The 24,252-nt window shown below is 67.0% G+C and carries 28 protein-coding genes; 14 read left to right on the top strand and 14 right to left on the bottom strand.

The window, feature by feature from the left end; translation table 11 throughout:
* Positions 1 to 57: 57 nt before the first annotated feature.
* Together ACNSN4_RS08205 and ACNSN4_RS08200 are read right to left on the bottom strand one after the other, a co-directional pair.
* Positions 58 to 1,338, bottom strand: a complete 1,281-nt coding sequence (locus ACNSN4_RS08205; protein WP_418285318.1) for an RNA-guided endonuclease InsQ/TnpB family protein — start codon at positions 1,336 to 1,338, stop codon at positions 58 to 60.
* Positions 1,339 to 1,504: 166 nt separating this feature from the next.
* Positions 1,505 to 2,224 carry a DUF4013 domain-containing protein gene (locus tag ACNSN4_RS08200; RefSeq protein WP_418285317.1) on the bottom strand — a complete coding sequence of 240 codons (720 nt, stop codon included), beginning with the start codon at positions 2,222 to 2,224 and terminating at the stop codon, positions 1,505 to 1,507.
* A gap of 141 nt (positions 2,225 to 2,365) precedes the next feature.
* On the opposite strand from ACNSN4_RS08200, the gene ACNSN4_RS08195 reads away from it, so the two are divergent.
* The gene (locus ACNSN4_RS08195; RefSeq protein ID WP_418285316.1) at positions 2,366 to 3,226 is read left to right on the top strand and encodes a 5-formyltetrahydrofolate cyclo-ligase; all 861 of its coding nucleotides are present in this window, start codon (positions 2,366 to 2,368) and stop codon (positions 3,224 to 3,226) included.
* Positions 3,227 to 3,269: 43 nt separating this feature from the next.
* Here ACNSN4_RS08195 and ACNSN4_RS08190 read toward each other — a convergent pair whose 3' ends face one another.
* From ACNSN4_RS08190 to ACNSN4_RS08180, 3 genes are all read right to left on the bottom strand, one after another.
* Positions 3,270 to 3,470, bottom strand: a complete 201-nt coding sequence (locus tag ACNSN4_RS08190; protein ID WP_418285315.1) for a DUF8106 domain-containing protein — start codon at positions 3,468 to 3,470, stop codon at positions 3,270 to 3,272.
* 112 nt (positions 3,471 to 3,582) lie between these two features.
* Positions 3,583 to 4,677: an archaeosine biosynthesis radical SAM protein RaSEA gene (locus ACNSN4_RS08185; RefSeq protein WP_418285314.1), complete on the bottom strand. Its 1,095-nt coding sequence runs from the start codon at positions 4,675 to 4,677 to the stop codon at positions 3,583 to 3,585.
* 37 nt (positions 4,678 to 4,714) lie between these two features.
* Positions 4,715 to 5,149, bottom strand: coding sequence for a VanZ family protein (locus tag ACNSN4_RS08180; protein ID WP_418285313.1), 435 nt, complete (start codon positions 5,147 to 5,149; stop codon positions 4,715 to 4,717).
* A gap of 311 nt (positions 5,150 to 5,460) precedes the next feature.
* Here ACNSN4_RS08180 and ACNSN4_RS08175 point away from each other — a divergent pair, with 311 nt between their 5' ends.
* From ACNSN4_RS08175 to ACNSN4_RS08165, 3 genes are all read left to right on the top strand, one after another.
* Positions 5,461 to 7,392 (top strand): aldehyde ferredoxin oxidoreductase family protein, encoded by a 1,932-nt coding sequence (locus tag ACNSN4_RS08175; RefSeq protein ID WP_418285312.1) that lies wholly within the window; start codon positions 5,461 to 5,463, stop codon positions 7,390 to 7,392.
* A 72-nt stretch (positions 7,393 to 7,464) separates the two neighbouring features.
* Positions 7,465 to 7,917, top strand: a complete 453-nt coding sequence (locus tag ACNSN4_RS08170; RefSeq protein WP_418285311.1) for a hypothetical protein — start codon at positions 7,465 to 7,467, stop codon at positions 7,915 to 7,917.
* A gap of 89 nt (positions 7,918 to 8,006) precedes the next feature.
* Entirely contained in the window at positions 8,007 to 8,351 is a 345-nt protein-coding gene (locus ACNSN4_RS08165; protein ID WP_418285310.1) for a DUF8066 domain-containing protein, read from the top strand.
* Positions 8,352 to 8,397: 46 nt separating this feature from the next.
* Here the strand turns inward: ACNSN4_RS08165 and ACNSN4_RS08160 are convergent, their stop codons facing one another.
* The 4 genes from ACNSN4_RS08160 to ACNSN4_RS08145 are packed head-to-tail and all read right to left on the bottom strand — an operon-like array spanning position 8,398 to position 10,962.
* Positions 8,398 to 8,751, bottom strand: coding sequence for an AzlD domain-containing protein (locus tag ACNSN4_RS08160; protein ID WP_418285309.1), 354 nt, complete (start codon positions 8,749 to 8,751; stop codon positions 8,398 to 8,400).
* Positions 8,748 to 9,464 carry an AzlC family ABC transporter permease gene (locus ACNSN4_RS08155; RefSeq protein ID WP_418285308.1) on the bottom strand — a complete coding sequence of 239 codons (717 nt, stop codon included), beginning with the start codon at positions 9,462 to 9,464 and terminating at the stop codon, positions 8,748 to 8,750. Before ACNSN4_RS08155 ends, ACNSN4_RS08160 begins: the two co-directional genes overlap by 4 nt.
* Positions 9,465 to 9,469: 5 nt before the next feature.
* Positions 9,470 to 10,339: an RNA methyltransferase gene (locus ACNSN4_RS08150; protein ID WP_418285307.1), complete on the bottom strand. Its 870-nt coding sequence runs from the start codon at positions 10,337 to 10,339 to the stop codon at positions 9,470 to 9,472.
* Complete coding sequence (locus tag ACNSN4_RS08145; protein WP_418285306.1) at positions 10,336 to 10,962, bottom strand: DUF8114 family protein; 627 nt, start codon at positions 10,960 to 10,962, stop codon at positions 10,336 to 10,338. The genes ACNSN4_RS08150 and ACNSN4_RS08145 overlap by 4 nt, the downstream gene beginning before the upstream one ends.
* 127 nt (positions 10,963 to 11,089) lie before the next feature.
* On the opposite strand from ACNSN4_RS08145, the gene ACNSN4_RS08140 reads away from it, so the two are divergent.
* A complete protein-coding gene (locus tag ACNSN4_RS08140; RefSeq protein ID WP_418285305.1) occupies positions 11,090 to 11,629 on the top strand; it encodes a DUF192 domain-containing protein in 540 nt (179 codons plus the stop codon).
* Positions 11,630 to 11,664: 35 nt separating this feature from the next.
* Here the strand turns inward: ACNSN4_RS08140 and ACNSN4_RS08135 are convergent, their stop codons facing one another.
* Positions 11,665 to 11,895 carry a hypothetical protein gene (locus tag ACNSN4_RS08135; RefSeq protein ID WP_418285304.1) on the bottom strand — a complete coding sequence of 77 codons (231 nt, stop codon included), beginning with the start codon at positions 11,893 to 11,895 and terminating at the stop codon, positions 11,665 to 11,667.
* Between the two features lie 161 nt (positions 11,896 to 12,056).
* On the opposite strand from ACNSN4_RS08135, the gene folP reads away from it, so the two are divergent.
* The gene (folP, locus tag ACNSN4_RS08130; RefSeq protein WP_418285303.1) at positions 12,057 to 13,298 is read left to right on the top strand and encodes a dihydropteroate synthase; all 1,242 of its coding nucleotides are present in this window, start codon (positions 12,057 to 12,059) and stop codon (positions 13,296 to 13,298) included.
* A 228-nt stretch (positions 13,299 to 13,526) separates the two neighbouring features.
* Positions 13,527 to 14,228 carry a 6-hydroxymethylpterin diphosphokinase MptE-like protein gene (locus ACNSN4_RS08125; protein ID WP_418285302.1) on the top strand — a complete coding sequence of 234 codons (702 nt, stop codon included), beginning with the start codon at positions 13,527 to 13,529 and terminating at the stop codon, positions 14,226 to 14,228.
* Between the two features lie 31 nt (positions 14,229 to 14,259).
* Here ACNSN4_RS08125 and ACNSN4_RS08120 read toward each other — a convergent pair whose 3' ends face one another.
* Positions 14,260 to 15,033, bottom strand: a complete 774-nt coding sequence (locus ACNSN4_RS08120; protein ID WP_418285300.1) for a creatininase family protein — start codon at positions 15,031 to 15,033, stop codon at positions 14,260 to 14,262.
* A 152-nt stretch (positions 15,034 to 15,185) separates the two neighbouring features.
* Here ACNSN4_RS08120 and ACNSN4_RS08115 point away from each other — a divergent pair, with 152 nt between their 5' ends.
* From ACNSN4_RS08115 to ACNSN4_RS08085, 7 genes are all read left to right on the top strand, one after another.
* Entirely contained in the window at positions 15,186 to 15,611 is a 426-nt protein-coding gene (locus ACNSN4_RS08115) for a nascent polypeptide-associated complex protein (RefSeq protein WP_418285299.1), read from the top strand.
* Between the two features lie 10 nt (positions 15,612 to 15,621).
* Positions 15,622 to 16,362, top strand: a complete 741-nt coding sequence (locus ACNSN4_RS08110; RefSeq protein WP_418285298.1) for a tRNA (adenine-N1)-methyltransferase — start codon at positions 15,622 to 15,624, stop codon at positions 16,360 to 16,362.
* A gap of 42 nt (positions 16,363 to 16,404) precedes the next feature.
* The gene (locus ACNSN4_RS08105) at positions 16,405 to 17,418 is read left to right on the top strand and encodes a transcriptional regulator TbsP domain-containing protein (RefSeq protein WP_418285297.1); all 1,014 of its coding nucleotides are present in this window, start codon (positions 16,405 to 16,407) and stop codon (positions 17,416 to 17,418) included.
* Positions 17,419 to 17,509: 91 nt separating this feature from the next.
* Entirely contained in the window at positions 17,510 to 18,631 is a 1,122-nt protein-coding gene (locus tag ACNSN4_RS08100) for a pyridoxal phosphate-dependent aminotransferase (RefSeq protein WP_418285296.1), read from the top strand.
* Positions 18,632 to 18,724: 93 nt separating this feature from the next.
* Entirely contained in the window at positions 18,725 to 19,927 is a 1,203-nt protein-coding gene (locus tag ACNSN4_RS08095) for a methionine adenosyltransferase (protein ID WP_418285295.1), read from the top strand.
* A 91-nt stretch (positions 19,928 to 20,018) separates the two neighbouring features.
* Positions 20,019 to 20,471 carry a DUF5804 family protein gene (locus ACNSN4_RS08090; RefSeq protein ID WP_418285294.1) on the top strand — a complete coding sequence of 151 codons (453 nt, stop codon included), beginning with the start codon at positions 20,019 to 20,021 and terminating at the stop codon, positions 20,469 to 20,471.
* A 53-nt stretch (positions 20,472 to 20,524) separates the two neighbouring features.
* A complete protein-coding gene (locus ACNSN4_RS08085; RefSeq protein ID WP_418285293.1) occupies positions 20,525 to 21,268 on the top strand; it encodes a ThuA domain-containing protein in 744 nt (247 codons plus the stop codon).
* A gap of 230 nt (positions 21,269 to 21,498) precedes the next feature.
* Here ACNSN4_RS08085 and ACNSN4_RS08080 read toward each other — a convergent pair whose 3' ends face one another.
* The 3 genes from ACNSN4_RS08080 to pyrB form a co-directional block, all read right to left on the bottom strand.
* Positions 21,499 to 22,359, bottom strand: coding sequence for a glycoside hydrolase family protein (locus ACNSN4_RS08080; protein ID WP_418285292.1), 861 nt, complete (start codon positions 22,357 to 22,359; stop codon positions 21,499 to 21,501).
* Between the two features lie 301 nt (positions 22,360 to 22,660).
* Positions 22,661 to 23,119, bottom strand: a complete 459-nt coding sequence (gene pyrI, locus ACNSN4_RS08075; RefSeq protein ID WP_418285291.1) for an aspartate carbamoyltransferase regulatory subunit — start codon at positions 23,117 to 23,119, stop codon at positions 22,661 to 22,663.
* Positions 23,116 to 24,063: an aspartate carbamoyltransferase gene (gene pyrB / locus ACNSN4_RS08070; protein WP_418285289.1), complete on the bottom strand. Its 948-nt coding sequence runs from the start codon at positions 24,061 to 24,063 to the stop codon at positions 23,116 to 23,118. Before pyrB ends, pyrI begins: the two co-directional genes overlap by 4 nt.
* Positions 24,064 to 24,252 lie beyond the last annotated feature (189 nt).

The following is a 24,252-nucleotide window of genomic DNA, read 5'->3' as shown; positions in this document are numbered from 1 at the left end:
CGCCCTGAAGGGCGAGGATTCCCACGGCACCGCGCCGCTGAGTTGGGATATTGTGGTTTACGATGTTACCTGTTCTTGAGGCGCGAATGCGCCAGTTTCCTTGTCAAACAGGAACGTCGATGGCTGTGCCAACCAGCCGTTACTCCTATTCACCGAGAGATTCGGTGAACTCAGAGATACTTTCTGCCGAATGTTTTCGGCTCCGTTCACGTCTGCGTTCGCCGTTGTCCCGCATTCATCGCAGACGTACAACCCACGTTCGACACGGTTCGCATCACGCTTGCGACCACAGCACGAACACGACCTCGACGTGTCGCGCTCAGAGACTTCCTCAACCGTTATACCTCCCATCTCGGCCTTGTAGGTGAGCAATTCCGTGAAGCGGTCGAACGCCCACGAGTGAAGATCGAGGTTACCATGCTTGCCCCAGTTCTTCGACTCACCGTTCTCGTCGTCCTTGCGGATCCCAGAGAGGTCGCCGATCACTATCGTGCCGATATCTTCCTCAACACACCGCTGAACAATGTGTTTCGAGAGCGTGTGGAAGTAGTGCGCCCGTCGATTCGATTTCTTCTGGTTCAGCCGGGCAGCCTGCTCAGAGTTCGAGTCGTCACACTGGGCGAGCCGCTTGCTGAAGTAGTAGTCGTCCTGCTTCAGACAGTTCAACGGGTACAACTCGCTGTGGCCGTCTTCGTAGGCCAATGCGGCGAAGTTGTTGATACCGAGGTCGATACCGACGGTCTGCTCGCCGGGCGACTCAGACACGTCAACCGCAACTTTGCAGACGAAGCGAAGTTCCCACTCGTCGCCTGTCCAAACCGCCTTCACTTGTTGGACCTTCTCCACGGCGGAGAGATCAATGTCAGGCCGAGTTTGGAATTTGCAGAGGATGAAGTCGGACCAATACTCTTTGAGGTTTGACCCTTGAGAGAGTCGGACGCGGTCATACTGAGTGTCGAGCCTGAAGCCGGCAGCTTTGAACGTGACCGTCGAACGCGGGTGATCGTCGTTGTGTTTGCGGTAGCCGGGCGGGTTCGCTCTCGCATCTCCGTTGCGTCGTTTGCCGTACCACCCGTTGAACGCTTCAGCGAGTTCTTGAAGGACTCGCTGACTTGACTGAGAATGTAGGTCATCGTAGCGTTCGTGATTCTTGAGGTACGTGGTGAGCTCGTTGTGGTTTGGGATGTGACCGATCTCGTCCCAAATCCGGCTGCACGTCCACCGCCCGACGTTCCAGAGTTTCGAGGCTGCGAAACCGAGGGCATCAAGGTCGTCAGACACCCGTGACTGATTCCGAATGGAAGCAGTATAGGTGCGTGTGACGACCTGTTTTGCCATACGTAACCTATGACAATAATTCTACTTAATAGTAGCCATTCACATGGCGTGGAATATCCAGCCATGCCTTCGAGCGGTGGGCTGTGGAGGAGTTGTCGGATTCATCCCCGCGCTGAAGCGCGAGGCTTTCTCCTTGATTCTCCGTAACCGCCGCGTCGCTTGCGGCTCAGTTCGGGGTCGGGTCGATGTCCTCGCCGACCCGACCGAGGTCGTCGCCCGGCGAGTCCGCGTCGATCCGCTCGTTCACGGTCGCGAACGCGGTGCCGAACATCCGGAAGACGGCGACCTGCCCGTAGAACTGGACGAAGGGGACGAGCACGATTCCGATGATGGTCGCGGTGAGCACGCCGGAGACGACCCACGTGATCACCGCGACGACGATAGGCATCAGGACGGCGACGAGGTACTCGGTGGAGAACAGCGTGGGCTTCAACAGCGCCACGTCGAACGCGGCACCCATCTCGCCGCGGGCCGCGTAGGCCGTCAACGCGGCCGGCACGGCGTAGTAGATCAGGAACAGCACGGGAATAAACGCCAGCGCGAGAAGCAGCCCCACCACGCCGACGAGCGCGCCGGCGTCCCCACCAATCCCAGCGCCTGCCCCGAACACGACCGCGACGAGGAGCGAGTACGCGAGTACCGGCACGATGGTGTACGCGATCGTAATTACCGTGCCGACGACCCCCTTCACCAAGAGATCGCCCCACTCATCGAACTCCGGGGGAACCTCGTCGCCGGCGACCGTCCGTTCGAGCACCCGAACGAGGTACCCGACGATGACGAACGCCGGAATGACGAGCAGAGAGAGAAAGCCGAGGACGCCGCCGATGATGATCCGTCCGATCCAATCGCTGCGAATCGGGTACGAGAGTCCGTCTTCGAGCATACCGGCACACAACTCCGATCTATTAGATAAACACACCGATATATCTAACCGATCGGCTGACTCGGCGGGGGTCGCTGTGTCCCCGGCGCTGTGAGGTCGCCGATCCCGACGCTTAACACCCGTTGCGCCCCTCGGACCGGCATGGACAAACAGGCCGTCCGCGAGGCCGTTTGGGACGCGTTCGAGGACACCGGCGAGGCCCGCTTCCCGTTCCCGCCCCGCGGTCGCATCCCGAACTTCGCGGGCGCCGACGCGGCGTGCGAGCGCTTGTGCGGCACCGAGGAGTGGCAGGCCGCGGACACGCTCAAGTGCAACCCGGACGCGCCGCAGCTTCCGGTCCGTCGGGCCGCGCTCCGCGCCGGCAAGACGATATACGTCGCCCAGCCGCGGCTCCGCGACCCGGAGCCGTTCCTCAGGCTCGAGCCCGATGCGATCGAGGCCGACAGGGACGCCGACGTCGACGACGCCACGACGGTCTCCGGCATCTCGACGCACGGAACGCCGGTGGGGCCGGAAGACGTGCCGCACGTCGACCTCGTGATCGCCGGATCGGTGGGCGTCACCACTGCAGGGGCTCGAATCGGCAAGGGAGAGGGGTACAGCGACCTGGAATGGGGCGTGCTCCGCGAGCTCGACGCCGTCGGAAGAGAGGCGCAGAGCGCCTCTGGCAGTCGGGCGAAGCCCGACGACAGCGAGGGACAGAGTCCCTCGGGCAACCGGGCTTCGCCCGGTGACGACGAGACGACCGTCGCGACGACCGTCCACGAGCTCTCCGTCCTTGACGGTCCGAAGTCGGCGGTCGCGGCCGCCCGCGATTCCGGCGAACCGCTTCCGAATCCCGACTCGCACGACGTGCCCCTCGATCTGGTCGTCACTCCCGAGCGGACAGTTCGAACGGAGACCTCGTACCCGCGACCGACGGGTATCGATTGGGAGAAACTTGACGCGGAAACGCTCGACGCGATACCCGTGTTGGCGGAGCGCGCGCCGGAAAATCGGTAGTCATACCGCCCGTCGTCGGTGTCAGTAGCGGTACTGCCGGTCGTCAGTCGGCGTGTCGCGTCGGCGGTGCCGAGCGCTCCGTCCGGTGGTCGGCGACGTGGCCGCACTCGGGACAGACGATCGTTCGCTCCTCGCCGTCGCTGACGACGAGCCACCCCTCGGAGATGGGGCTCTCGAAGCTGCACTCCGCACAGAAGAGGACCGACTTCCGCGGGGACCGGGAACCGCTGGTGACTGCGTTCATACGTATTATCAGGAGCTGGACGTATAAGGGTCTTGTTCGATCTGATCGTTCGGGTAGAATGGGTGAGAGCCCGTTTCACACGGGGTCAGCGGGGCGACAGAGACCGCGTTTCCTACCGCGCAAGCGGCATGTTGTAACTCGTCTCCTCGTCCATCACCAGTTCCCAGGTCGCCTCGCACTCGCAGGAGACCTGCTCGAAGACGCTCGGGTCCTGTCGCTTGTCGAAGTCCTTGATCGCGGTCTGAACGCGGTCGTCGCACTCGCCGCAGTTGTGCGCGCCGCGATCGGAGCCGTGGCCGACGGGGTCGGAGACGACGATGGCGTCGACGTCGGCGGTCGCTTCGAGGACGTGTGCCACCGACCAGAGCCACGGCGGGCGGTACCCGCCCTCGAAGAACAGCTCGTCGACCATGGTGTATCGCTGGACGTTCGTCGGGTTCATCGAAACCGTGTGACAGCCGTCGACGTCTGCACACCGGCGAATGGAGTCGATCATGTCGGCCGCGGCCTCGGGCTCCGCGAGGAAAGGCGGTTTCAGCAGGAGGTACGCCTTGATCCCCACGTCCGCGTCGAAATCGCTATCGGCGGCTGCCGCCTCCGCGCAGGCGTCCTCGAAGTCGGCGAAGTCGAAGTACTTGTTCACGCAGTCGTGGCGAACGCGGTCCGTCGCGGTCTCCAGTCCCACCGCCACGTCGGTCGCGATCCCGTGGTCCGCGAAGTCGCCGATCTTCTCGCGGTCGACGAAGTCCGGAAGCGACTCGACGACGATGCGGTCGCGGTCCGCGAACGTCTCGGCGATCGCTCGCCGTGTCTCTGCGGGAACCTCTCGCTCGTCGAGGAAGGAGCCGGAGGTGTAGATCTTGATCAGCTCCGCGGGGGCCTCCGCGTTCTCCGCTTCGTGGTCGAGACAGACGTCGATCTGGGCCATGAGATCCTCGTGGGCGACGCTGCCGCCCTCGACCGACTCCGCGACGTAGCCGCACATCGTACAGCCGCCGGCGCGGGCCCACCGACAGCCGCCGGTGTTCAGGATGATCGTGAGCGAGTTCACGACCCCGTCCGGGGTGTTGTCCTCGTCGATCCACACGCGGGTCGGCTGCGTCGGGTCGTACGTCTCCGAGCGCTCGGCGCGGATGTCGCGCATCACGGCGTTGTGCGCGTCCATCCCGCGCCCCTGCTCGTACGCGTCGGGGCTCGGCTTGCTCATTATCGAGGAAAGCGGGCGAGCGCGTAAAGCCGTGTCGTCATCTGCGTCGCTGGGACGTGTCCGCTTGGCGGCTGATCTCTCGTACTCGGCGTGCGAGGCTCACAGCGCCGCCGATCGTCGCACCGATCGCGTTGATCCCGACGTCGCGCCACGCGAACGACCGCCACGGCACCGTCGACTGTACGAGTTCGATCCCGAAGCCGACCGCGACGGCGACGAGAACGGCGAGGAGGATCCCGAACCGCCGTCGCTGGGTCGCGCCCGCAAGGAGCGCGGCGAGGACCGCGTACCCGACGAGATGAAACGGGTCCGTGAGGCCGATTCCGAGCGGCAGGTCGATCCCCGCTCCGCCGGTCCCGGATCCGCGACCCGGAACCGGAACGACGGACGCGATCAAGAGGAGGAAGGCGAACGCCGCGGCTCTCGTCCGCGCTCCGCGCAGGGTTCGGCCGTCGGTCCGTCCCCGGGTCACGCCGACCCGTTTGTCACCGGGGGAGTTAACGTGCGGCGTCGAGCCCGTGACTCCCCGTCATCGATCACCGGCCGCCACCGCGACAACCGAAACTTCGACGGTACGCCGAAACCGCTCGATACTACAGTTTCTGCATTCGTGCAAGAGCGCTCCGCAAGACGCCTCGCAGTCATCGGGTTTTGACCAGCTTATCGGCATTATGCTTTATAAAATCTGACCCGTTTGACTGGTGTATCACGTAACTATTATTAGTTACACAAAGAGGTGAACACCTAACAGGCTGTGGTCCGTCTATAATTAATGAGCATTACATGACTGAAATGGGTGGCTACAGAGACCGAGTTGCACAGGTCGATCTCGGGGACGGAGCGGTCAACTACCGCGGGATCGATGACGAAGACGCGAAAAAATACATCGGCGCGCGCGGGCTCGGCGTGAAGTACGTCTTCGACGCCGGTCCGGACGTGGACCCGATGGGGCCGGACAACCGGCTCGCGTTCATGACGGGTCCGCTCACCGGGACCCAGACCGTGATGAGCGGTCGAATCGCCTTGGTGACGAAGTCCCCGCTGACGGGGACCGTCACCGACTCGCACCACGGCGGCTGGTCGGGCGCGCGCCTCAAGTGGGCGGGGCTCGACGGCGTCCTGCTCGACGGCGCGAGCGACGACCCCGTCTACCTCCACGTGGAGGACGGCGACGTCGAGGTACGCGACGCCTCCCACCTCTGGGGGATGGGCGTCCACGAGACGATCGACACGCTCGACGAGGAGCTCGACGGCTCCGTCGGGAAGAACCTCTCCGTGATGGCGATCGGTCAGGGCGGCGAGAACGGCGTGCGATACGCCTGTGTCATGAACGAGGACGACCGCGCGTCCGGCCGCGGCGGCACGGGCGCCGTCATGGGCTCGAAGAACGTGAAAGCCGTCGTCGTGAAAAGCGGTACCAAGATGCCCAAACCGGCGGACCCCGAGACGTTCCAAGAGGGCTACCAGCAGGCGATGGAGGTCATCCGCGAGTCCGACGTGACCGCGCCCAACGAGGGCGGGCTCTCGATGTACGGCACCAACGTCCTGATGAACGCGACCGAGGAGATGGACGGGCTGCCGTCGAAGAACGCGAAGTACACCTCGACCGAGGCGTACCACGACGCGGAGGGATTCGACATCGACGCCGAGCGCGTCTCGGGCGAGAACGTCCGCGAGAACATCCTCGTCGACGAGCCGACGTGTCACTCCTGTCCGGTCGCGTGTAAGAAGGAGGTCGAGGTCGACGTCACCCATAAAGGCGAAGACATGAACGTCCGCACGGAATCGTACGAGTACGAGTCCGCGTGGGCGCTCGGCCCGAACTCAGGGCACTCCGACCGCGACGAGATCGCGCTGATGCTCCAGCGCTGTAACGACCTGGGCATCGATACGATCGAGTCCGGCAACATCATGGCGATGGCGATGGAGATGAGCGAGGAGGGCAAACTCGACGGCGTCGGCCACCTCGACTGGGGGGACTCCGAGACGATGATCGACCTCCTCGACGAGATCGGCCACCGCTCCTCGGACCTCGGCGACCTCCTCGCGGAAGGTCCCGAGCGCGTCGCCGACGCGAAGGACGCCCACGACAACAAGCTCTCCGTCAAGGGCCAGACGATAGCCGCCTACGACCCGCGCTGCATGAAGGGGATGGGGATCGCGTACGCGACCTCCAACCGCGGTGCGTGCCACCTGCGCGGCTACACGCCGGCCGCCGAGATCCTCGGTATTCCGGAGAAAGTCGATCCGTACGAGTGGGAGGGCAAGGGCGAACTCACCGCCACCTTCCAGAACCTGCACGCGGTGTCGGACTCGTTCGACATCTGCAAGTTCAGCGCGTTCGCTGAGGGGATCGAGGAGTACGTGCTCCAGTACAACGGCATGACCGGCCGCGACGTCAGCGAGGACGAACTGTTCGAGGCCGGTGAGCGGGTGTACAACCTCGAACGCTACTTCAACAACCTCGCCGGCTTCGACGGCGCGGACGACACGCTGCCGAACCGCTTCATCGACGGGCACCCGGACGCCATCCCCGGCTCGGGCGCCAGCGAAGGCGAGCTGTGCGAGCTCGACGAAATGAAAGCGGAGTACTACGAGACCCGCGACTGGGTCGACGGCGTCGTTCCCGACGAGAAGCTCGACGCACTCGGTATCGACATCGGCCCCGGCACCGGCGTCTCCGCCGGCGACTCCGCCGCTCCGGCCGACGACTGAGGCTCGCCGTCTCGCGATCGGACTTTTAACGGACCGTAACCAGTATCACGGGACCGCACGCACGGCTTCGATATGCCCTCGAATCAGATGTACCGGTCCCTCTCCCGGCAGTCCCCGTCCCGTCGCTCGCTCCTCGCCGCGGGGTGTGCCGCCGCGGTAAGCGGGCTCGCCGGCTGCACGGACCTCCTCGGCTCGGACGAACTCGCACACGAGGTCGAGGTCTACAACCGCCGAGACGCCGCTCACACGCTCTCGGTCCGGGTCGAGGACGCCGACGGCGACGCGCTGTACCGACGGACCTTCGAGATCGACGGCGACCGCGCCCGCGAGGGGACCGACCCCTTCACCGGGAGGCCGAGGGCGGTCGTCGTGGCCGTCGACGACCGCGAGCCGATCGAGCGCGAGTGGCCGGACCCGAACTGCGAGCAGCAGGGAACGCGCTCGGCCGGGGGCGTCGACGTGTATCTCCTCCCCGACGGCGAGGTGCGGCTGGAGCCGACTTGCGACACGATATTCGCAGCGTAGCTCGCGGAGGCCGAGAGCGAGGGACGCGATTTCGCGCGTCGCCCGCAGCTCCGACCAGTATTAAGTGATTCGCGTCGATACCGCCGCGTATGGCCCACGACCCGCTCTCTCCCTCCGAAGCCCTCCGCACCCGCATCGGTGGCGTCCTCGCTGCGGTAAGCGCTTTCCTCCTCGCCTACTCGCTCGTGATCGTCGGACAGGTCATCCTCGGCGTCATGATCGCGTCGTCGTTGACCGTCGGTCTGTACCTCGCCTACCGGACGCTCGCCGTCCTCGACTCGATCGCCGACGCCGCCCAGCGATTCGCCGCGGTCCGCGAACGCGAGGCCGACGAGTCCGGCACTGCGTCCCGGTTCGACCGACCGGTCGAGCGCGAGCGACCGAGGACGGAGACCGGCCGATCCGCGGAGCGAACGGCCGAACACGATCGGTAACCGATACCATCGGAGGCGTGCTCTATCGCTGGCTGTCCGAGTTGACTCAGGCGAAGACGACGAACCGGAACAGCCACAGCACGACCATCCCGACCGTGATCGTCGCGAACACGTTCTCCGTGCGCCACGCGACCGCGCCGGCGACGACGCCGGCGATCAGGCGTTCGTCTGTGAGCGTCGCGACGACTGTCGGCTCGACGGTCACCAGATCGGGCAACACGAGCGCGGCGAGCACGGCGGGCGGGACGAACCGAAGCGGTCGCTGCACCGACTTCGGCACTTCGTCGATCCGCCCGAAGAGGTGGATGAAGGAGAGTCGAAACCCGTACGTCGCGATCCCGATCAGGACGATCGCGACCCAGACCCGCGCGGAGCCGCCGAGCGCGAGCGCGCCCGTCATCGGTCGATCGCCTCCGTCACGAGCCCCGCAAGGATGCCGACGACCGCCCCCGCGAGCAGGCCCAGATTGAGCGGGAGTCCGGCGGCCGCGACGGCCACCACGCCACCGGCCACCCCGGCGCCGATGGTCGGACGGTCCTTCATCGCGGGTACGAGGAGCGCGAGGAAAACGAGCGGCACCGCGAAGGTGAGTCCCCACTCGTCGGGGACGCCCGCGCCGAGCACGACCCCGGCGATCGTCCCGACCTGCCAGACGAGCCACAGCGACGCCGCCGCGCCGAGGTAGTACCGCCAGCGCGTCCGCGCCTCGTTCTCGGCGAACTCGGCGACGGAGAGCGCGTACGCCTGATCGGTGAGGAAGTACGCGAGCGTCGCCCGCGTTCGACGGGCGTACCGGGAGAAGTGCGGCGCGATCGACGCGGAGTACATCACCATCCTGACGTTGATGATAACGGCCGTGCCGACCACGACCGCGAGCGGCGCGTTCGACCCGAGCAGGTCGAGCGCGGCGAGCTGTGAGGCCCCCGCGAACACGATCACGGACATCCCCACCGCCTCGACGAGCGAAAGCCCCGCGTCGACGGCGGCGATGCCGGCGACGAGCGCGAACGGAACGATTCCCAGCATCAACGGCGAGACGTCCCGCACTCCTGCCCACAGGTCGCCGTCGCGGAGGCCCTCGAGAAATCCGTCGTCCGAGGAGGGTTCGTCCATCGGTCTCACTCCCGCGGATACACCGGCTCGTCGTACTTCGCGGCGAGGTGGTCGGCGTGTTCGAGCTTCCGATTGGCCTTGCGGAAGGTTCCCAACAGCGAGTGAATCTCGCGTTCGGTCGGGTGTGCACGCCCGAGCAGCCGGCGCACGAGCAGCGCGTTCTTCTCGACGTGGTGGTCTCGCTGTCCCGTGGATTCGAGGAACTCCCCGAAGTACTCGTGGAAGCGCTCGATGTCGGGCTCGGGAGCCCGCGTGACCGACGTGTCGGGCAGCTGCGTCTCCTCGACGGTGAGGTCGCGGAGCTCGTACAGCAGCACCGTGGCGGCCTGTCCGAGGTTCAACACGGGGTAGTCGTCGTCCGCGGGGATCGAGCACACCTCGTCGAGCCGCGAGAGCTCCTCGTTGTTGAGCCCGCGTCCCTCCCGACCGAAGACGATCGCGGTGGGCGCGTCGACGGTCCGCAGCGACTCCCGGAGCTCGGCCGGTGTCTTGAATGGAAACCGCTCGTGGCTCTGGTCGTCTTCGCCGGTGATCGCGGTGGTACCGACCGTGTGGTAGCGCTCGACGACCTCGTCGAAGGTCACCTCCTCTGCGTTCGGCAGCACGTCCTCGCGGGCGTGACCGGCGAAGCCGTACGCCTCGCCGTCCTCGCGGAGTTCCGGCGGGTTCACCAGCTTGAGGTCAGTGAGCCCGAAGTTCTTCATCGCCCGGGCGATGGTGCCGACGTTGCCGGGCGTCTCCGGCTCGACGACCACCACGACGGGCTTGCGGCGCGCACGAGACCCGCCCTCCTCGGTGTTTACGGGGTCTACGCCGGTCCGCTCCGAGTCGGGGTCCGCGTCAGCCGTTTTCGAGCCGGGATCCGTGTCGGTCATCTGTTCGACGGGTACTCCGTTCCCAGATCGACGTCGGAGTCGGCGAGGTCCGCTTCGGTCAGTTTGTCGGTGTCATCGTCGACTTCGTCGCCGTCGGACGCTCCGTTCTCTCCCTCTCTCACGCCCGCGAGTTCGAGGATATCGATCCGCTCGCCCTCGAAGTTCGCCTCGACGCGCTCCTGGATCTCCTGCTGGTCCGGGAGGTCCGGGAGTCCCTCCGGATCCTCTTCGACGTGCTCGACGGTCCCGTAGTCGTCTGGAGCCGCGTTTCCGGCGGCGACCCACTCGTGGAAACGGTCGCCGAACTCGACGCTGCCGGCGTGGTCGCTCCCGCCCTCCTCGCGGTACCAGTAGATCAGGTCAGGCTCGTGTTCGGGACAGAGGAGCACTTCCCCGTTGGGCTCGCCGTACACGATCTCCGCCTGGGTACACCGGTGGATCTCGTCCTCGCCGTGTTCGAGGTAACAGACGTCGCAGGGCTCCTCGACGAGCCCGACGAGCCTGACGAGTCGCTCGCGGGGCTCTTCGGGGATCTCGTCGAGGGGCTTCAGCTCCCCCTCCTCGGTGAAGATCTCGTCTTCGTCGAACCGCCATCCGCGGAGGCCGACGCTCACTTTCGCCATGCGAGTCGATAGATGAGGGACGGATAAAAGCGCGTCCTTCGAGGAACGAACGGCCCGTTCGCGGCGGATCAGGACACCGGGGCAGTCGCCGCGACGCCTTTACCCGAGTGACACGTACCCGACCGTAATGCAACGGCGAGGATTTCTCGCGGCGGTCGCCACGGGGGCAGTCGGCGGGACTGCGGGCTGTGCGAGGTCGGATCTCGGCGGCGACGCTCGAGGCGATTCCGCGACCGACGACACCGCTCCCGAGTGGCCCTCGGCCCCCTACGCCGAGTACGAGACGACCGAGGTAACCGTACGATCGGCCGACGGCGACGCACTCGCCACGGTGACAGCCGCGATCGCGGACACGCGCGACAAGCGGTATCTCGGCCTCAGCGATGCGACAGCGCTCCCCGACGGCGCCGGGATGTTGTTTACCTACAACACCCCACGCGAGTCGCTCACGTACGTCATGCGCGAGATGGACTTCGGGATCGACATCGTCTACGTCGACGGAGACAGGACGATAACTCGGATCCACAACGCGCCGGAACCGGGACCGGACGAGGACGGAAGCGACCAGCGCTACCCCGGATCGGGGCAGTACGTGCTGGAGGTGCCGTATAAATGGACCGACCGCAACGCTGTCACGGTCGGCGATACGCTGGCGTTCGAACTGTGACCCCGTTTCAGTGACTCCGTTTCAGTGACCCCGTTTTAGCGAGCCCGGTCGGTCGTCGCCGAGTCGAGCGCGGTCAAATCCGGCGTTCGAGCGACACTCACCGCGAGCACCGTGGCCATGACCGCGAACAGCGCTACGAGAGCGAGAGCGAACCCGGCCACCCCGACCGTGACGAGGAGTTGGCTCCCGAGTAGTTCGCCGCCCATCGTCGTGACGAGGGCCGCTAACGCGAGTCCGATCAAGCTGTCTTCCGCTTTCGTGTTCATACCCTGATCACGTGCTAGACGCGGTTAACTCGTGCCCGACGGCTGCCGTCATGTCTCACACTGACACGTCTCGTCGGAAGCGTGAACCGATCGATGCCGCGTCGCCGATCGCCACCTCGCCCACTCGCCCCGTTTATGTCGCTCGCGCCCGTGGTGATCGTATGCGAAACGTGGACGCCGCGGGCCTCGGAATCGGCGACGACCATCCGCCTCGAATCATGGGAGTGCTCAACGTCTCCGAGGAGTCGCCGTACGATCCGAGCGTGTACGACGACCCGGGCGAAGCGGCCGAGTACGTCGACGAGGAGCTGATCGGCGAGGGCGCCGACATCGTCGACGTCGGCCTCGAGTCGGCGAACAAGGACCTGGACGTGCTCTCCGCCGAGCAGGAGCTCGACCGGCTCGACACGGCGGTCGAGACGCTCGAGTCCACCTCCGGCGACGCCGTCTGGTCGATCGAGACGCGCTACCACGAGGTCGCCGACGCGGCGATCTCGTGCGGGTTCGACATGGTCAACGACATCTGCGGCTTCGCCGACCCCGAGATGCCCCGCGTCTGCCGCGAACACGACGTCGCCGTCTCGAAGATGGCGTCCCCGCCGGACCTGGAACGCCCCGGAGCCATCGAGGACGTGGACGAGATCTACGACGCCCTCGCGATGAACGGCCTCACCGACAAGACGATCCTCGACCCGGCCTTCGGCGGCTGGTCGGCGGCCAAGACCCACGACGACGACCGCGAGACGTTCCACCGGCTCCGCGAGTTCCGCGGCTACGGCCGCCCCCTTCTCGTCTCGATCAACCGCAAGAGCTTCTTGAAGACGATCGCTGGTCGAACGACCGAGGAGGCGCTGCCCGTCTCGCTGGCGGCGACCTCGATGGCCGTCGAGCGCGGCGCGCACGTGATCCGAACCCACGACGTGGCGGAGACCCGCGATGCCGCCCTCGTCGGCGCCGAGTTCGCCCGCGAGCGAATCCGAACGACGAGTGCCCCGGGAGCGGTCGGCGTCGAGGAACTCGACGTGACGACCGTCAGCGAGGCCGAACGACACCTCGACCGGCTCGGTACCGATCCGACGGTCGCCGGCGACGCCGTCGTTCGAACGTACGAGCTCTCCGGCCTGACGGCCGAGGGCGTCGGTGCCCTCCGGGCGGCGGTCGCGAGCGCCGATACGAACGCGTCGTTCGCCCTCGCCGGGGGTGACGTGGCCGCGACACAGCACTCGATGACCGACGGTGGATCGACGGGGCCTGCCGCCGCCGACGCGACGAGTCGCGCGTCCGGTCGTCGCGGACTCCTCGTCGGGACGCCGCGAGCGCTCGGTGCGGTGAAATCGGAAGCATCGGGCGTCTCGGCGGCACTCGACGCCGCGCTCGAAACGATCGATGTCGGCTCACCCTAAGAGAAAGTTTATGCCGCCGTGCAGACAACCAATCGATTGGACGCCGGAGGGGCACGCGGGTAGGGGTACTCTGTGCTACTCCGGTCCATACCATATTCGACTCCGCCAGCCGCGGCGCCGTCGAACGCGGTCTCGTCGGTCGATGGGCCGGACGATCTCGGCTCCACTGCTACCGCTGAATTCGCGAGCCGATCGTCGAAACCACGCGCGTTCGGAGGCGATTGAACCGTGAATTTCGCGACGTTCGAGCCGATGTACGAGGCGATTCTCGCCGACTTCGGCTTCGCTCGCGACGCCGACGAGCGTGCACGCGACGTTGCCGTCGAACTGGCGACACCGTTCGATCTCGACGGCCTCGGCGACTGGGAGGGGGCCACGGTGGCGGTCGCGGGCGCGGCCCCCTGTCTCGCCGACGAACTCGACGTTGCCGCTACGGCCGACGCCGTGGTCGCGGCCTCCACCGCGGCGGACGTGCTTCGCGACAGCGGGATCGCCGTCGACTGCATGGTGACCGACCTCGACAAAAATCCCGAGACGGCCGCGGCGCTGACGCGCGAGGGCGTCCCGGTCGCGGCACACGCTCACGGCGACAACGTTCCCGCGGTCCGCGAGTGGCTGCCGCGGTTCGACCCCGAGTGGACGCTGGTAACGACGCAGGCGGCGCCCGCGGGACCCGTGGTGAATCCGGGCGGGTTCACCGACGGGGACCGCGCCGCGTTCCTCGCCGACCACGTCGGTGCGGGTCAACTCGCGTTCCTCGGCTGGGACTTCGACGATCCCGCCGTCGGTCCGATGAAGGCGCGGAAGTTGACGTGGGCCGCCCGACTGCTCCGATGGCTCGAACGACGCCGCGACGAGGAGTTCGAGGTCCTCGACGGTCGCCGACGGGGACTCGACGCGGCGCTCGACCCGATTCTCGACATCGCTTAAACGGGCGCTTCGCAACGCCACCGTCTCCCGTCTACGCGACCCGCCCTTTCGGTAGCAGCTCCTCGCGATCGCGAGCGTCGAGCCACTCCAGCAGCCCCACGAGCTGATCCGCCGCGGCCTCGAACAGCCGCTCGGCCTTTTCGCGAGTCACGTCCGTCGGGTCGCCGAACGCGCCGTTCGCGGAGTTGTCGATCGCGTCGTAGTAGGTGCGCGAGCCGTGGACCCGCGCGTCCGAGCCGGCTAGATCGACGAGCCCCCCGTCGCGAGCGTCTTCCAAGCGGTCGGTTCGGACGAGCTCCGGGGCGATGTGGGTGATCATCGCGGTCTCTTTCGGTCCCGCGTGGGGGCCGTTGCGCTCGAACAGCTCGTCGACGAGTTCCGGGATCGATTCGTCCCACATCCACTCGATCGCGTAGCTCGTGCCGTCCTCGTGGAGGCGCCGACCGACCTCCCGGAGGTGCGAGACGTTGCCGCCGTGAGCGTTCACGTACACGACGCGGTCGATCCCGTGGTACGCGAGGTTCCGCGTGACGCTCTCGACGTAGTCGCGAAACGCCGGCGGGTCCACCCACATCGTCCCGGGAAACTGCCGGTGATGGGGGCTGACGCCGACGGTGATCGTCGGCGTGCGGACGAACCCGGTCTCCTCGCTCGCCGCGGTCGCGAGCGCCTCCGCGATGAGGTGGTCGGTCGCGAGCGGGAGGTGCGGGCCGTGCTGCTCCGTGGAACCGAGCGGAACGACCGCGACGGACTCCTCCGTGAGCCGCTCCCCGAGTTCGGGCCACGTCTGGTCGGCGAGGTACATGCGGTCACCTCACGCGGGAGGCGTATCAATCCGGCTGTCGCGGCCCGGTTCGCCGGCTCGTTTCGTCACGGCGCCACGTCTCTATGTTCAACGTATCCGCCCGCCGTCCCGTGTCGCCACCCTTTTTGGTCCGTCCGACCGAAATCCCAGGTATGTTCGGAGGAGGCGGCATGAACCCGCGGAAGATGAAACAGATGATGAAACAGATGGGGATCGACGTCGAGGAGATCGACGCCGAGCGGGTCGTCATCGAGACGGCCGACGCCGATCTCGTCTTCGACGGCGCGCAGGTCACCAAGATGGACGCGCAGGGTCAGGAGACCTACCAGATCGTCGGCTCGCCGTCGGAAGTCGAGAGCGGGTCCGCGGTCGGTGCGGTCGAAGCCGGTTCGGGGGACGCGACCGACGCAGACGGCGCGGAGGACGCGACCGACGCGACCGATGCGGGCGACGCCGCTATCCCCGACGAAGACGTGGCGCTCGTCGCCGAGCGCGCCGGCGTCCCGAAGTCGACCGCCCGCGAGGCGCTGGAGGACGCCAACGGCGACCTCGCGGCCGCGATCGCGGACCTGGAGTGACTGATTCGACGTGACCGACGCCGCGTACCTGTTGGTCCACGACGATCGGGAGTACCTCTTGGAGCCGGGCGAGGAGTTCGGCACCGACCTCGGCGTGATCGAGGTGCCCGAGGACGTCGAGGGCGGCGACGAGATCGAAACGCACCTCGGCACCGTCTTCGAGGTCCGCGAGCTCCGCGGCCCGGATCTGTTCAATCACCTCGAACGCACCGGCGCGCCGATGATGCCCCGCGATATCGGCCTCGTGATGGGCCACACCGGCGCCTCTGCCGGCGATCGCGTGCTCGACGCGGGGACGGGCTCCGGCATACTCTCTGCGTATCTCGGGAGAGCCGGTGCCGACGTGACCACCTACGAGATCGACGCCGAGTTCGCGGACGTCGCCCGCGAGAATATGGACACCGCCGGGGTCGCGGACCGCGTCGAGGTCCGTACCGGCGACGTCTCCGAGGAGATCGACGAACTCGCGGCGGGAGAGCCGTTCGACGTGCTCACCCTCGACACGGGCGACGCGCCCGCAGTCGTCGGGCGCGCGGACGAACTGCTCGTTCCGGGCGGGTTCCTCGCCGTCTACTCGCCGTTCGTCGAAGGGACCCGCGAGGCGGTTCTCGCGGCCCGAGACGCCGGTCTCACCGATGTCGAGACCCTCGAAACGATACAACGAGAGATGGACTTCTCGGAGCGCGGCTCGCGCCCGTCGACCGCGGGCGTCGGCCACACCGGCTACCTCGTGTTCGCGCGGGCGCCCTGAATCGGCGCAACGTTCTTTCTGCTCGCGCCGACACGGAGGTACATGGGTTCTCCCCCCGGCGACGCCTCCGATGACGACGGACCCTTCGATGAGGACGACCCTCTCGACGACGCAGACACGGAGGTCGGCGCAGCCCTCGCGGCGGTCGATGACGGGTTCGCCGCGTCGGTCGAGTCCGCGCTCGTCGGTCGATCCGGCGTCGTCGCCGTGGGCGTTCCGCTCGGGCTCTTTCCGGCGATTCTTTCGGCTCGCAGTCGGACGACTGGCGGTTCGTGGCGAATCGCCTGTCGGCCGGGAGGTGCCGACGCGCTCGGGCGGGCGTTCGCGCTCGGCACGGCCGTCGCAGAGACGACAGCGAGCGACGCGATCGAGTTGCGAGTTCACGACTCCGACCGTCGGGTCGGCGAGCGCGGCGCGGACCGGATCCTCTTCGCGACGCCCGAGCGAGTGGACGCGGTTGCGGGGCCGACGGGAGCCAGAACGCTGGTCACTGAGCGCGGCGACGACGCGGTCGCTAGGGCGATCGACGTAGCGACGAGACGCTTCGAGGCGTCGACCCCCGCGGCCGTCGACATGCCCTCGCGGACGCGACTGCTGTCGCGCGCCCGCGAGCTGTTGGACGACCGGTTCGCCGATGACGTGGAATCGGTGCTCGCCGCGCTCCGCTACGGCGAGGTCGGCCGGACGGGAACGGTCACCGATCAGACGCTGCTCGTCGCGCTGGCGGCCCGGCACGATCACCTTTTCGGGGATCTCCGCCGCTGGATCGGGAGCGAGGACGAGGCGGGGGTCGGGATCGCGCCGGGCCAAGAGCTTACCGCCGATCGCCGCGCACTCGTCGAGCGACAGCTGATCGAGTCGATCAAGGTGCCGATGGGTCCCGGTCGCCCGCGGCTGCGGCTCCGCGCGGTCGACGAGGCGCTGCTGCGTGCTCGACCCGAGGAAGTCCTCAGCGTGCTTCGCGGGCGGTTCGCGCTGCCCCTCGACGTCGACGGGAGGCTTCGCGGTGGCCCCGGATCCCAAGAACGCCGACCGGTGTGGGAGCGAAAGCGGTGACGCCCTCCGGTGCACGGTCGGCCGAGGCGGCCGGGACGACGCAACGGTCGACGTGACAAGAACTAACTCCCGGCGGCGCTCCGACTCATTCATGCCGACATTCTCCGAGAGGGTCGAGCGGATCTCCATCAGCGGCATCCGCGAGGTGTTCGAGGCGGCGGGCGACGACGCGATCAATCTGGGACTGGGACAGCCGGACTTCCCGACGCCCGAGCACGCGCGCCGAGCCGCCATCGACGCCATCGAGGCTGGCGAGGTCGACGCCTACACGGAAAACAAGGGAACGCGGTCGCTCCGGGAGGCGATCGCCGAGAAGCACCGGACGGATCAGGGGATCGACCTCGATCCGGACGACGTGATCGCCACGGCGGGGGGAAGCGAAGCGCTGCACATCGCAATGGAGGCGCACGTGAGCGCGGGCGACGAGGTGATCATCCCCGATCCCGGATTCGTCTCCTACGACGCGCTGACGAAGCTGGCCGGCGGCGAACCGGTTCCAGTCCCGCTCCGAGACGACCTCACTATCGACCCGGCCGCGATCGAAGCGGCGATCACGGACGACACCGCGGCGTTCGTCGTCAACTCCCCCGGCAACCCGACGGGCGCGGTCTCCTCCGAGGCCGACGTGCGCGAGTTCGCGCGCATCGCCGACGAACACGACGTGCTGTGTATCTCCGACGAGGTGTACGAGTACACCGTCTTCGACGGCGAGCACTACTCTCCCATCGAATTCGCGGAGACGGACAACGTCGTCGTCGTCAACTCCGCCTCGAAGCTGTTCTCGATGACCGGCTGGCGGCTCGGCTGGGTGTACGGCTCGTCCGAGCGCGTCGAGCGGATGGTTCGCGTCCACCAGTACGCCCAAGCCTGCGCCTCTGCGCCCGCCCAGTACGCCGCGGAGGGCGCACTGCGGGGGAGCCGCGAGGTCGTCGACGAGATGACGGCGTCGTTCGAGCGCCGACGGGACCTCCTCCTCGACGGGTTCGCGGAGATCGGCATCGACTGTCCGACGCCACAGGGGGCGTTCTACGCGATGCCCCGAGTCCCCGACGGGTTCGTCGACGAGTGTCTCGAACGCGGGGTAATCGTCGTCCCGGGCGAGGCGTTCGGGGAGCACGGCCGGGGACACGCGCGCATCTCGTACGCGACCGACGAGGACGAACTTCACGAAGCGCTCGACGTGATGGCCGACGCCTACGAGGCGGCGAAGTAGCGGCAAGTACTACCAAATAATAACCTCCAGGTATTACCCGTCGACGGGAGGTTTCCGCAAGTTATACTGTGACCCGCGGAGTACCGACACCTAATGGATCGGAACATTCAGGTTAGCCGCCTCGACCGACAGGCGGTCGAGGACCAAGAGGTCGAGATCGTCGAACGGAAGGGTATCGGCCACCCGGACTCCATCTGCGACGGGATCGCGGAGTCGGTCTCGCGAGCGCTCTCACAGCTCTACTTGGACCGCGTCGGAAAGGTACTCCACTACAACACCGACGAGACGCAGCTCGTCGCCGGCCGCGCCGCCCCCGCGTACGGCGGCGGTGAGGTCGTCGAGCCGATGTACGTGCTCATCGTCGGCCGAGCGACGAAGGAGTACGACGGAACGCAGCTCCCGGTCGACTCGACCGCGCTGTCGGCCGCCCGCGACTACCTCTCCGAGGCGATCCCGGAACTCGAGTACGGGACCGACGTGATCGTCGACATCCGACTCGGCGAGGGCTCCGGCGACCTACAGGACGTCTTCGGCGAGGAGACGCAGGAAGTGCCGATGGCGAACGACACCTCCTTCGGCGTCGGCCACGCGCCCCTGACGGAGACGGAGACGATCGTTCGCGAGGCCGAGCGCGCCCTCAACACGACGTACTACGACGAGCACCCCGAGCTCGGCCCGGACGTGAAGATCATGGGTAAACGCGAGGGCGACCAGATCGACATCACCGTCGCGGCCGCGATGGTCGACGGGTACATCGACGACCTCGACGACTACGCCGACGCCGTCACCGACGTCAGGGCGTTCGTCACCGAGTTGGCCGAGGGATACACCGACCGCGACGTCAACGTCGAGGTCAACACCGCCGACGACTACGACGAGGGCTCGATCTACCTCACCGTCACCGGCACCTCCGCCGAGCACGGCGACGACGGCTCCGTCGGGCGGGGTAACCGCGCGAACGGGCTCATCACGCCCAACCGTCCGATGTCGATGGAGGCGACCTCGGGGAAGAACCCCGTCAACCACATCGGGAAGATCTACAACCTGCTGTCGACGCGAATCGCCGAGTCGGTCACGGACGAGGTCGACGGCATCCGCGATCTCCAGGTCCGACTGCTCTCGCAGATCGGGCGCCCGATCGACGAGCCCCACGTCGCCGACGCGCAGCTGGTCACCGAGGAGGGGGTCGCGCTCGGTGACATCGAAGACGAGGTCCGCGCGATCGTCGACGACGAGCTGGCGAACGTCAGCGACGTGACCCGTAGCGTCATCGACGGCGACGTCTCGACGTTCTGAGCGGCTCTCGACGGCTCCGTCCGTCAGCCCGCGATGAGAACGCGACCGAACGACCACAACCGATTTGAGGAACGGGCGAGATCGTTCGCGTGTGACGCGGGTGTGTCTCCTCGGCGACCCGGACGTGAACCTCACCTACGAGCTGCTGTCTCGCGAGACCGCGCGGGACGCGCTCGCGACCTACGACATCGAGGAGCCGTTCGAGAACAGCGTCGCCGTCGACACCGTGAGCCTCGGAGCCGCGGTGTCGCTGTTAAACGACCTCAACTGGTATCTCGTCCGATTCGTCGACGAGGCGCTGGTCCGAGAGCCCTCGGTATCCCCGGACGAGTGGCTCTCTCGCGACCTCGCACGCGAGGTACGTGACGGCGCGGTCCCCCCAGAGGAGACCGACCAGCGGCTGAAGGTGTTCGGCCTCGTCGACGGCAACCCGGTCGAACCGCTGTACGTCCGCCGGACGCAGGGCGAGACGCCCGAGTACGACCTCCGTGACGTCGAGGAGACGCTGATCGTTCGCGTGAGCGAGTCGGAATTTTCGGGCTAGACCGACGCGACCCAGATACGATCGTACAAGTCGCTCCGAGCGAGACCGGACGTATGGTACGCGTCACGGTCTGGAACGAGTATCGCCACGAGCGCGAGAGCGACGTCGTCGCCGACCTGTATCCCGACGGCATCCACGCCGTCGTCGCCGAGGCGCTGGAGGAGGCCGGTCACGACGTGCGCACGGCGACCCTCGACGAGGGGCCGGACCACGGGCTCACCGAGGACGTTCTCGACGACACCGACGTGCTCACGTGGTGGGGTCACGCCGCCCACGACGAGGTCCGCGACGAGGTCGTCGACCGCGTCCACGAGCGCGTGCTCGACGGGATGGGACTCTTAGTGCTCCACTCCGCCCACTACTCGAAGATATTCAAGCGACTCATGGGAACGAGCTGCTCGCTGAAGTGGCGGGAGGCCGCCGAGACGGAGCGGCTCTGGACGATCGAGCCGAGCCACCCGATCGCGGACGGACTCGGCGAGTACATCGAGGTCGACGAGGCCGAGATGTACGGGGAGCGCTTCGACATCCCGGCGCCCGACACGCTCGTGTTCAACTCCTGGTTCGCCGGCGGCGAGACGTTCCGTTCCGGCTGCTGTTACCGCCGCGGCAGCGGCAAGGTGTTCTACTTCCGCCCGGGACACGAGACGTACCCCGTTTATTACAACGACGACGTGCGTCAGGTGCTCCGTAATGCGGTCGAATGGGCGGCTCCGGGCGACGGGCCGACGCCCGACTTCGGTAACGCCGACCCGATCGAGGACATCGACACGAGCGACGACCGGACGGTGCACTAACAGGCGGAAGCGCGTTCGAGCGAAATCGCCGAGCCGTCGGCTCACGAGTGTAGGGCGACCGCCGCTACGGTGCGGACGTTGAAAGGCGACCGCCTCGCGCGAACGCGAGACGATCGGTGTGTCGCACACCGGCGGCCGGTCGAGTAACCGTCCGCCACGGAGATATATAACGCCTCGCTTGTGGGGACGCCGCCTCGTCTCGCACTCGCCGACAACGAACCGCGACCGACCTACTCCGGGCGGTGGACCTCGCCGTCGCGCGACTCGGCGTCCTTCCGACGGAGCGCGGCGGCCGCGTTGTTCGCGTCGTAGCCGAAGAACACGTCCTTCGCGTACGTCTCTGCAACCTCGGTCGCGTGGACGAGCTCGTCGACGCCGACGTCGACCGCGTACAGCTCCAGCGAGAAGGGGGTCTCCGGCGGGGCGCCGTGCACGTCGTAGTCGCCGCCGAGTCGCGTGCGGAAGCCGCGGGCGATGGTTTCGAGCCAGTACGTGGTTCCGTACTCCAAGTCGTACAGCGGGACGACGAACTCGTCGACGCGCTCGGCGAGCCGGTCGAGGTCGAGGCCGCTCCGCGCGTAGAGGTGGCCGGGGTACGGGTCGGGATACAGCGTGAGCAGCGCGCGCCCGGGGATCCGGTCGGTCGCGTCGGCGACGAACTCCGTGATCACGTCGGCGCGCCAGTCTGCCCAGCGCTCGCGGTCGCTCTCGGCGAACAGGCGTTCACAGCGCTCACACCGGCAGAACCCCTCCCGCGGGAATCCGACATCATCGAGGCGCACGTCGCCGTTTTCGGCCGCGCAGTCCTCGATGATCTCGAGGAGTCCCTCGCGGTACTCGGGGTGCGTCGGACAGATGTACGCCCAGTCGAAGTAGTCGCGGTCGCGGGTCGCCGGTTCGCCCCGCTCGTCGACGGGAACGAGATCGGGGTTCTCGCTCGCCGCGGCGTTGTCGCCGAAACACGACACCATGTTCACGGCGTTCGGGAGCGGCGCGGCCGCCCGCCCCGTGACGTCTTTGACCTCGTAGAAGCCGAGGTCGAACGGCTCCATCTCGACCTCGTCGGCGTTACGCGTGACGACCCCGTACATGGCAGTCGCTACGTGGCTGACGGATAAAAACGGCGGGCATCCGGTCCGCGGTGCGCGCGGCGGTCAGCGCGCTGTACGACGGGGTCGCTCCGCGGCGTCGTCGCTACTCGACTTCGACCGGCGTCTTGTCGCCGGCGAAGAGGAAGTACGCGAGCGCAACCAACGACAGGACGAGGACGAGCTTCGCTTTCTTGCTCATGCCTCAGATAACGAACGGCGGGCGCTAAAACCTACCGGAGGGCTCGGGCACCCTCGAGTCGAACCGAGTCAGGACGATTCGGACCGGCCGGACTGGACCGCCTCAGACGTCGATGTGTTCGGCGATGTCGCTGCGGAGGATCGTCGAGCAGTAGTCACACCGGACGCCGTCGGCGACGACGTCGAACCGGGTCTCGACCGGCTCGCCGGCGTTCGTGATGCAGTTACGGTTCGGGCACGAGAGCACGCCGGTCACGCTGTCCGGGCGGGTGACGCGGTTCTTCTCGACGACCTCGAACTCGCGGATGATGTTGATCGACGCCTCGGGGGCGATGAGCGAGAGCACGTCGACCTCGGACGGCGACAGCTCTCTGTCTTCGACCTTCACGATGTCCTTGCGGCCGAGCCGGTCGGAGGGGACGTTCATCCCGACGGAGACGCCGAGCCCCTCCGAGCCGTCGATGCCGAGAATCGCGAGCACGTTGAGCGCCTGTCCGCCCTCGACGTGGTCGATGACGGTGCCGTTACGGATCTTCGAGACGCGGAGTTCGTGGTCGCTCATCGGTCCACCTCCATCCCTTCGGCGGCCTCGCCGTCGGCGTTTTCGAGTAAGGTGTCGAGTAACGCCATCCGCACCGGGATCCCGTTGTGCGCCTGCTCGAAGTAACGGGCGTGGTCGGTGTCGTCGACGTCGGGCGCGATTTCGTCGACGCGTGGCAGCGGGTGCATCACGGAGAGGTGGTCGGGCGCCGCGGCCAGCGTCTCGGCGTCGATCTGGTACTCGCCGGCGACGCGGTGGTACTCGTTCTCGTCGGGGAAGCGCTCCTTCTGGATCCGAGTGACGTACAGCACGTCGAGCTCGTCGATGACGCCGTCCAGGTCCTCGTGCTCGCGTACCTGCGCGCCGGTCTCGTGGAGGTCGAAGCGGACCGACCGCGGGAGCCGCAGCGACTCCGGACTGATGAAGTGCTGGTTGACGTCGAAGTTGGTCAGCGCCGCGGCCAGCGAGTGGACGGTGCGGCCGTACTTCAGGTCGCCCATGATCCCGACGGTGAGGTCGTCGAGCCCGTGGTTCTCGCGGATCGTGTGCAGATCGAGGAGCGTCTGTGAGGGGTGTTGTCCGGCACCGTCGCCCGCGTTGACCACGGGGACGGAGACGTTCTCGGCGGCGAGCGTCGCGGCGCCCTCGCTGGGATGGCGGAGCACCAATGCGTCCGCGTACCCTTCGATGACGCGGACGGTGTCGGAGAGCGATTCGCCTTTCGACACCGACGAGGAGTCGACGTTGCCCATGCCGATGGTGTCGATGCCGAGGCGTTTTGCCGCGCTGTCGAAGCTCATCCGGGTTCGGGTGCTCGGCTCGAAAAAACAGAGCGCGAGCACCGATCCGGCGTGCCGGTCCGCGTAGGCGGCGGGGTCGTCGGCGACCGCCCTGGCCCGGTCGAGCACCGCCTCGATGTCGTCCCGCGAGAGCTGGGTCGCGGTGATGAGGTGGTCCTGACGCATCGTCGAAGAAGGGGACCGGCACTCTCTTGAATCTCTCGGCTCGGGCGCCGTATCCGGTGTTCACGTCCGTGTCGATTCACGCGCGCGCCGCTTCGAGATTCGTAGAACGCGGGGCTCGCTCCCGCGCGACGCCCCGGCAGGGACCGGCGGCGAGGTACTGTCTGTGGTTCGTCTCGGCAGCGCTTATAA

The sequence above is a fragment of the Halorubrum marinum genome, assembly GCF_048381195.1.
In the GTDB taxonomy this organism is placed as follows: Archaea; Halobacteriota; Halobacteria; order Halobacteriales; family Haloferacaceae; genus Halorubrum.
The sequence above is the reverse complement of the archived record's forward strand: the minus strand, read 5'-3'. Positions and strand labels throughout refer to the sequence as shown.

Excerpts from the sequence above, each read along its gene's own strand:
- ACNSN4_RS08195 (WP_418285316.1), top strand. The coding sequence starts at position 2,366 with ATGGACAAACAGGCCGTCCGCGAGGCCGTTTGGGACGCGTTCGAGGAC.
- ACNSN4_RS08155 (WP_418285308.1), bottom strand. The coding sequence starts at position 9,464 with ATGGACGAACCCTCCTCGGACGACGGATTTCTCGAGGGCCTCCGCGAC.
- ACNSN4_RS08185 (WP_418285314.1), bottom strand. The coding sequence starts at position 4,677 with ATGAGCAAGCCGAGCCCCGACGCGTACGAGCAGGGGCGCGGGATGGAC.
- ACNSN4_RS08085 (WP_418285293.1), top strand. The coding sequence starts at position 20,525 with ATGGTACGCGTCACGGTCTGGAACGAGTATCGCCACGAGCGCGAGAGC.
- ACNSN4_RS08150 (WP_418285307.1), bottom strand. The coding sequence starts at position 10,339 with ATGACCGACACGGATCCCGGCTCGAAAACGGCTGACGCGGACCCCGAC.
- pyrB (WP_418285289.1), bottom strand. The coding sequence starts at position 24,063 with ATGCGTCAGGACCACCTCATCACCGCGACCCAGCTCTCGCGGGACGAC.
- ACNSN4_RS08105 (WP_418285297.1), top strand. The coding sequence starts at position 16,405 with ATGGGTTCTCCCCCCGGCGACGCCTCCGATGACGACGGACCCTTCGAT.
- ACNSN4_RS08205 (WP_418285318.1), bottom strand. The coding sequence starts at position 1,338 with ATGGCAAAACAGGTCGTCACACGCACCTATACTGCTTCCATTCGGAAT.
- ACNSN4_RS08100 (WP_418285296.1), top strand. The coding sequence starts at position 17,510 with ATGCCGACATTCTCCGAGAGGGTCGAGCGGATCTCCATCAGCGGCATC.
- ACNSN4_RS08135 (WP_418285304.1), bottom strand. The coding sequence starts at position 11,895 with ATGAACACGAAAGCGGAAGACAGCTTGATCGGACTCGCGTTAGCGGCC.
- ACNSN4_RS08200 (WP_418285317.1), bottom strand. The coding sequence starts at position 2,224 with ATGCTCGAAGACGGACTCTCGTACCCGATTCGCAGCGATTGGATCGGA.
- ACNSN4_RS08115 (WP_418285299.1), top strand. The coding sequence starts at position 15,186 with ATGTTCGGAGGAGGCGGCATGAACCCGCGGAAGATGAAACAGATGATG.
- folP (WP_418285303.1), top strand. The coding sequence starts at position 12,057 with ATGCGAAACGTGGACGCCGCGGGCCTCGGAATCGGCGACGACCATCCG.
- ACNSN4_RS08145 (WP_418285306.1), bottom strand. The coding sequence starts at position 10,962 with ATGGCGAAAGTGAGCGTCGGCCTCCGCGGATGGCGGTTCGACGAAGAC.
- ACNSN4_RS08140 (WP_418285305.1), top strand. The coding sequence starts at position 11,090 with ATGCAACGGCGAGGATTTCTCGCGGCGGTCGCCACGGGGGCAGTCGGC.
- ACNSN4_RS08175 (WP_418285312.1), top strand. The coding sequence starts at position 5,461 with ATGACTGAAATGGGTGGCTACAGAGACCGAGTTGCACAGGTCGATCTC.
- ACNSN4_RS08165 (WP_418285310.1), top strand. The coding sequence starts at position 8,007 with ATGGCCCACGACCCGCTCTCTCCCTCCGAAGCCCTCCGCACCCGCATC.
- ACNSN4_RS08080 (WP_418285292.1), bottom strand. The coding sequence starts at position 22,359 with ATGTACGGGGTCGTCACGCGTAACGCCGACGAGGTCGAGATGGAGCCG.
- pyrI (WP_418285291.1), bottom strand. The coding sequence starts at position 23,119 with ATGAGCGACCACGAACTCCGCGTCTCGAAGATCCGTAACGGCACCGTC.
- ACNSN4_RS08170 (WP_418285311.1), top strand. The coding sequence starts at position 7,465 with ATGCCCTCGAATCAGATGTACCGGTCCCTCTCCCGGCAGTCCCCGTCC.
- ACNSN4_RS08095 (WP_418285295.1), top strand. The coding sequence starts at position 18,725 with ATGGATCGGAACATTCAGGTTAGCCGCCTCGACCGACAGGCGGTCGAG.
- ACNSN4_RS08190 (WP_418285315.1), bottom strand. The coding sequence starts at position 3,470 with ATGAACGCAGTCACCAGCGGTTCCCGGTCCCCGCGGAAGTCGGTCCTC.
- ACNSN4_RS08160 (WP_418285309.1), bottom strand. The coding sequence starts at position 8,751 with ATGACGGGCGCGCTCGCGCTCGGCGGCTCCGCGCGGGTCTGGGTCGCG.
- ACNSN4_RS08120 (WP_418285300.1), bottom strand. The coding sequence starts at position 15,033 with ATGTACCTCGCCGACCAGACGTGGCCCGAACTCGGGGAGCGGCTCACG.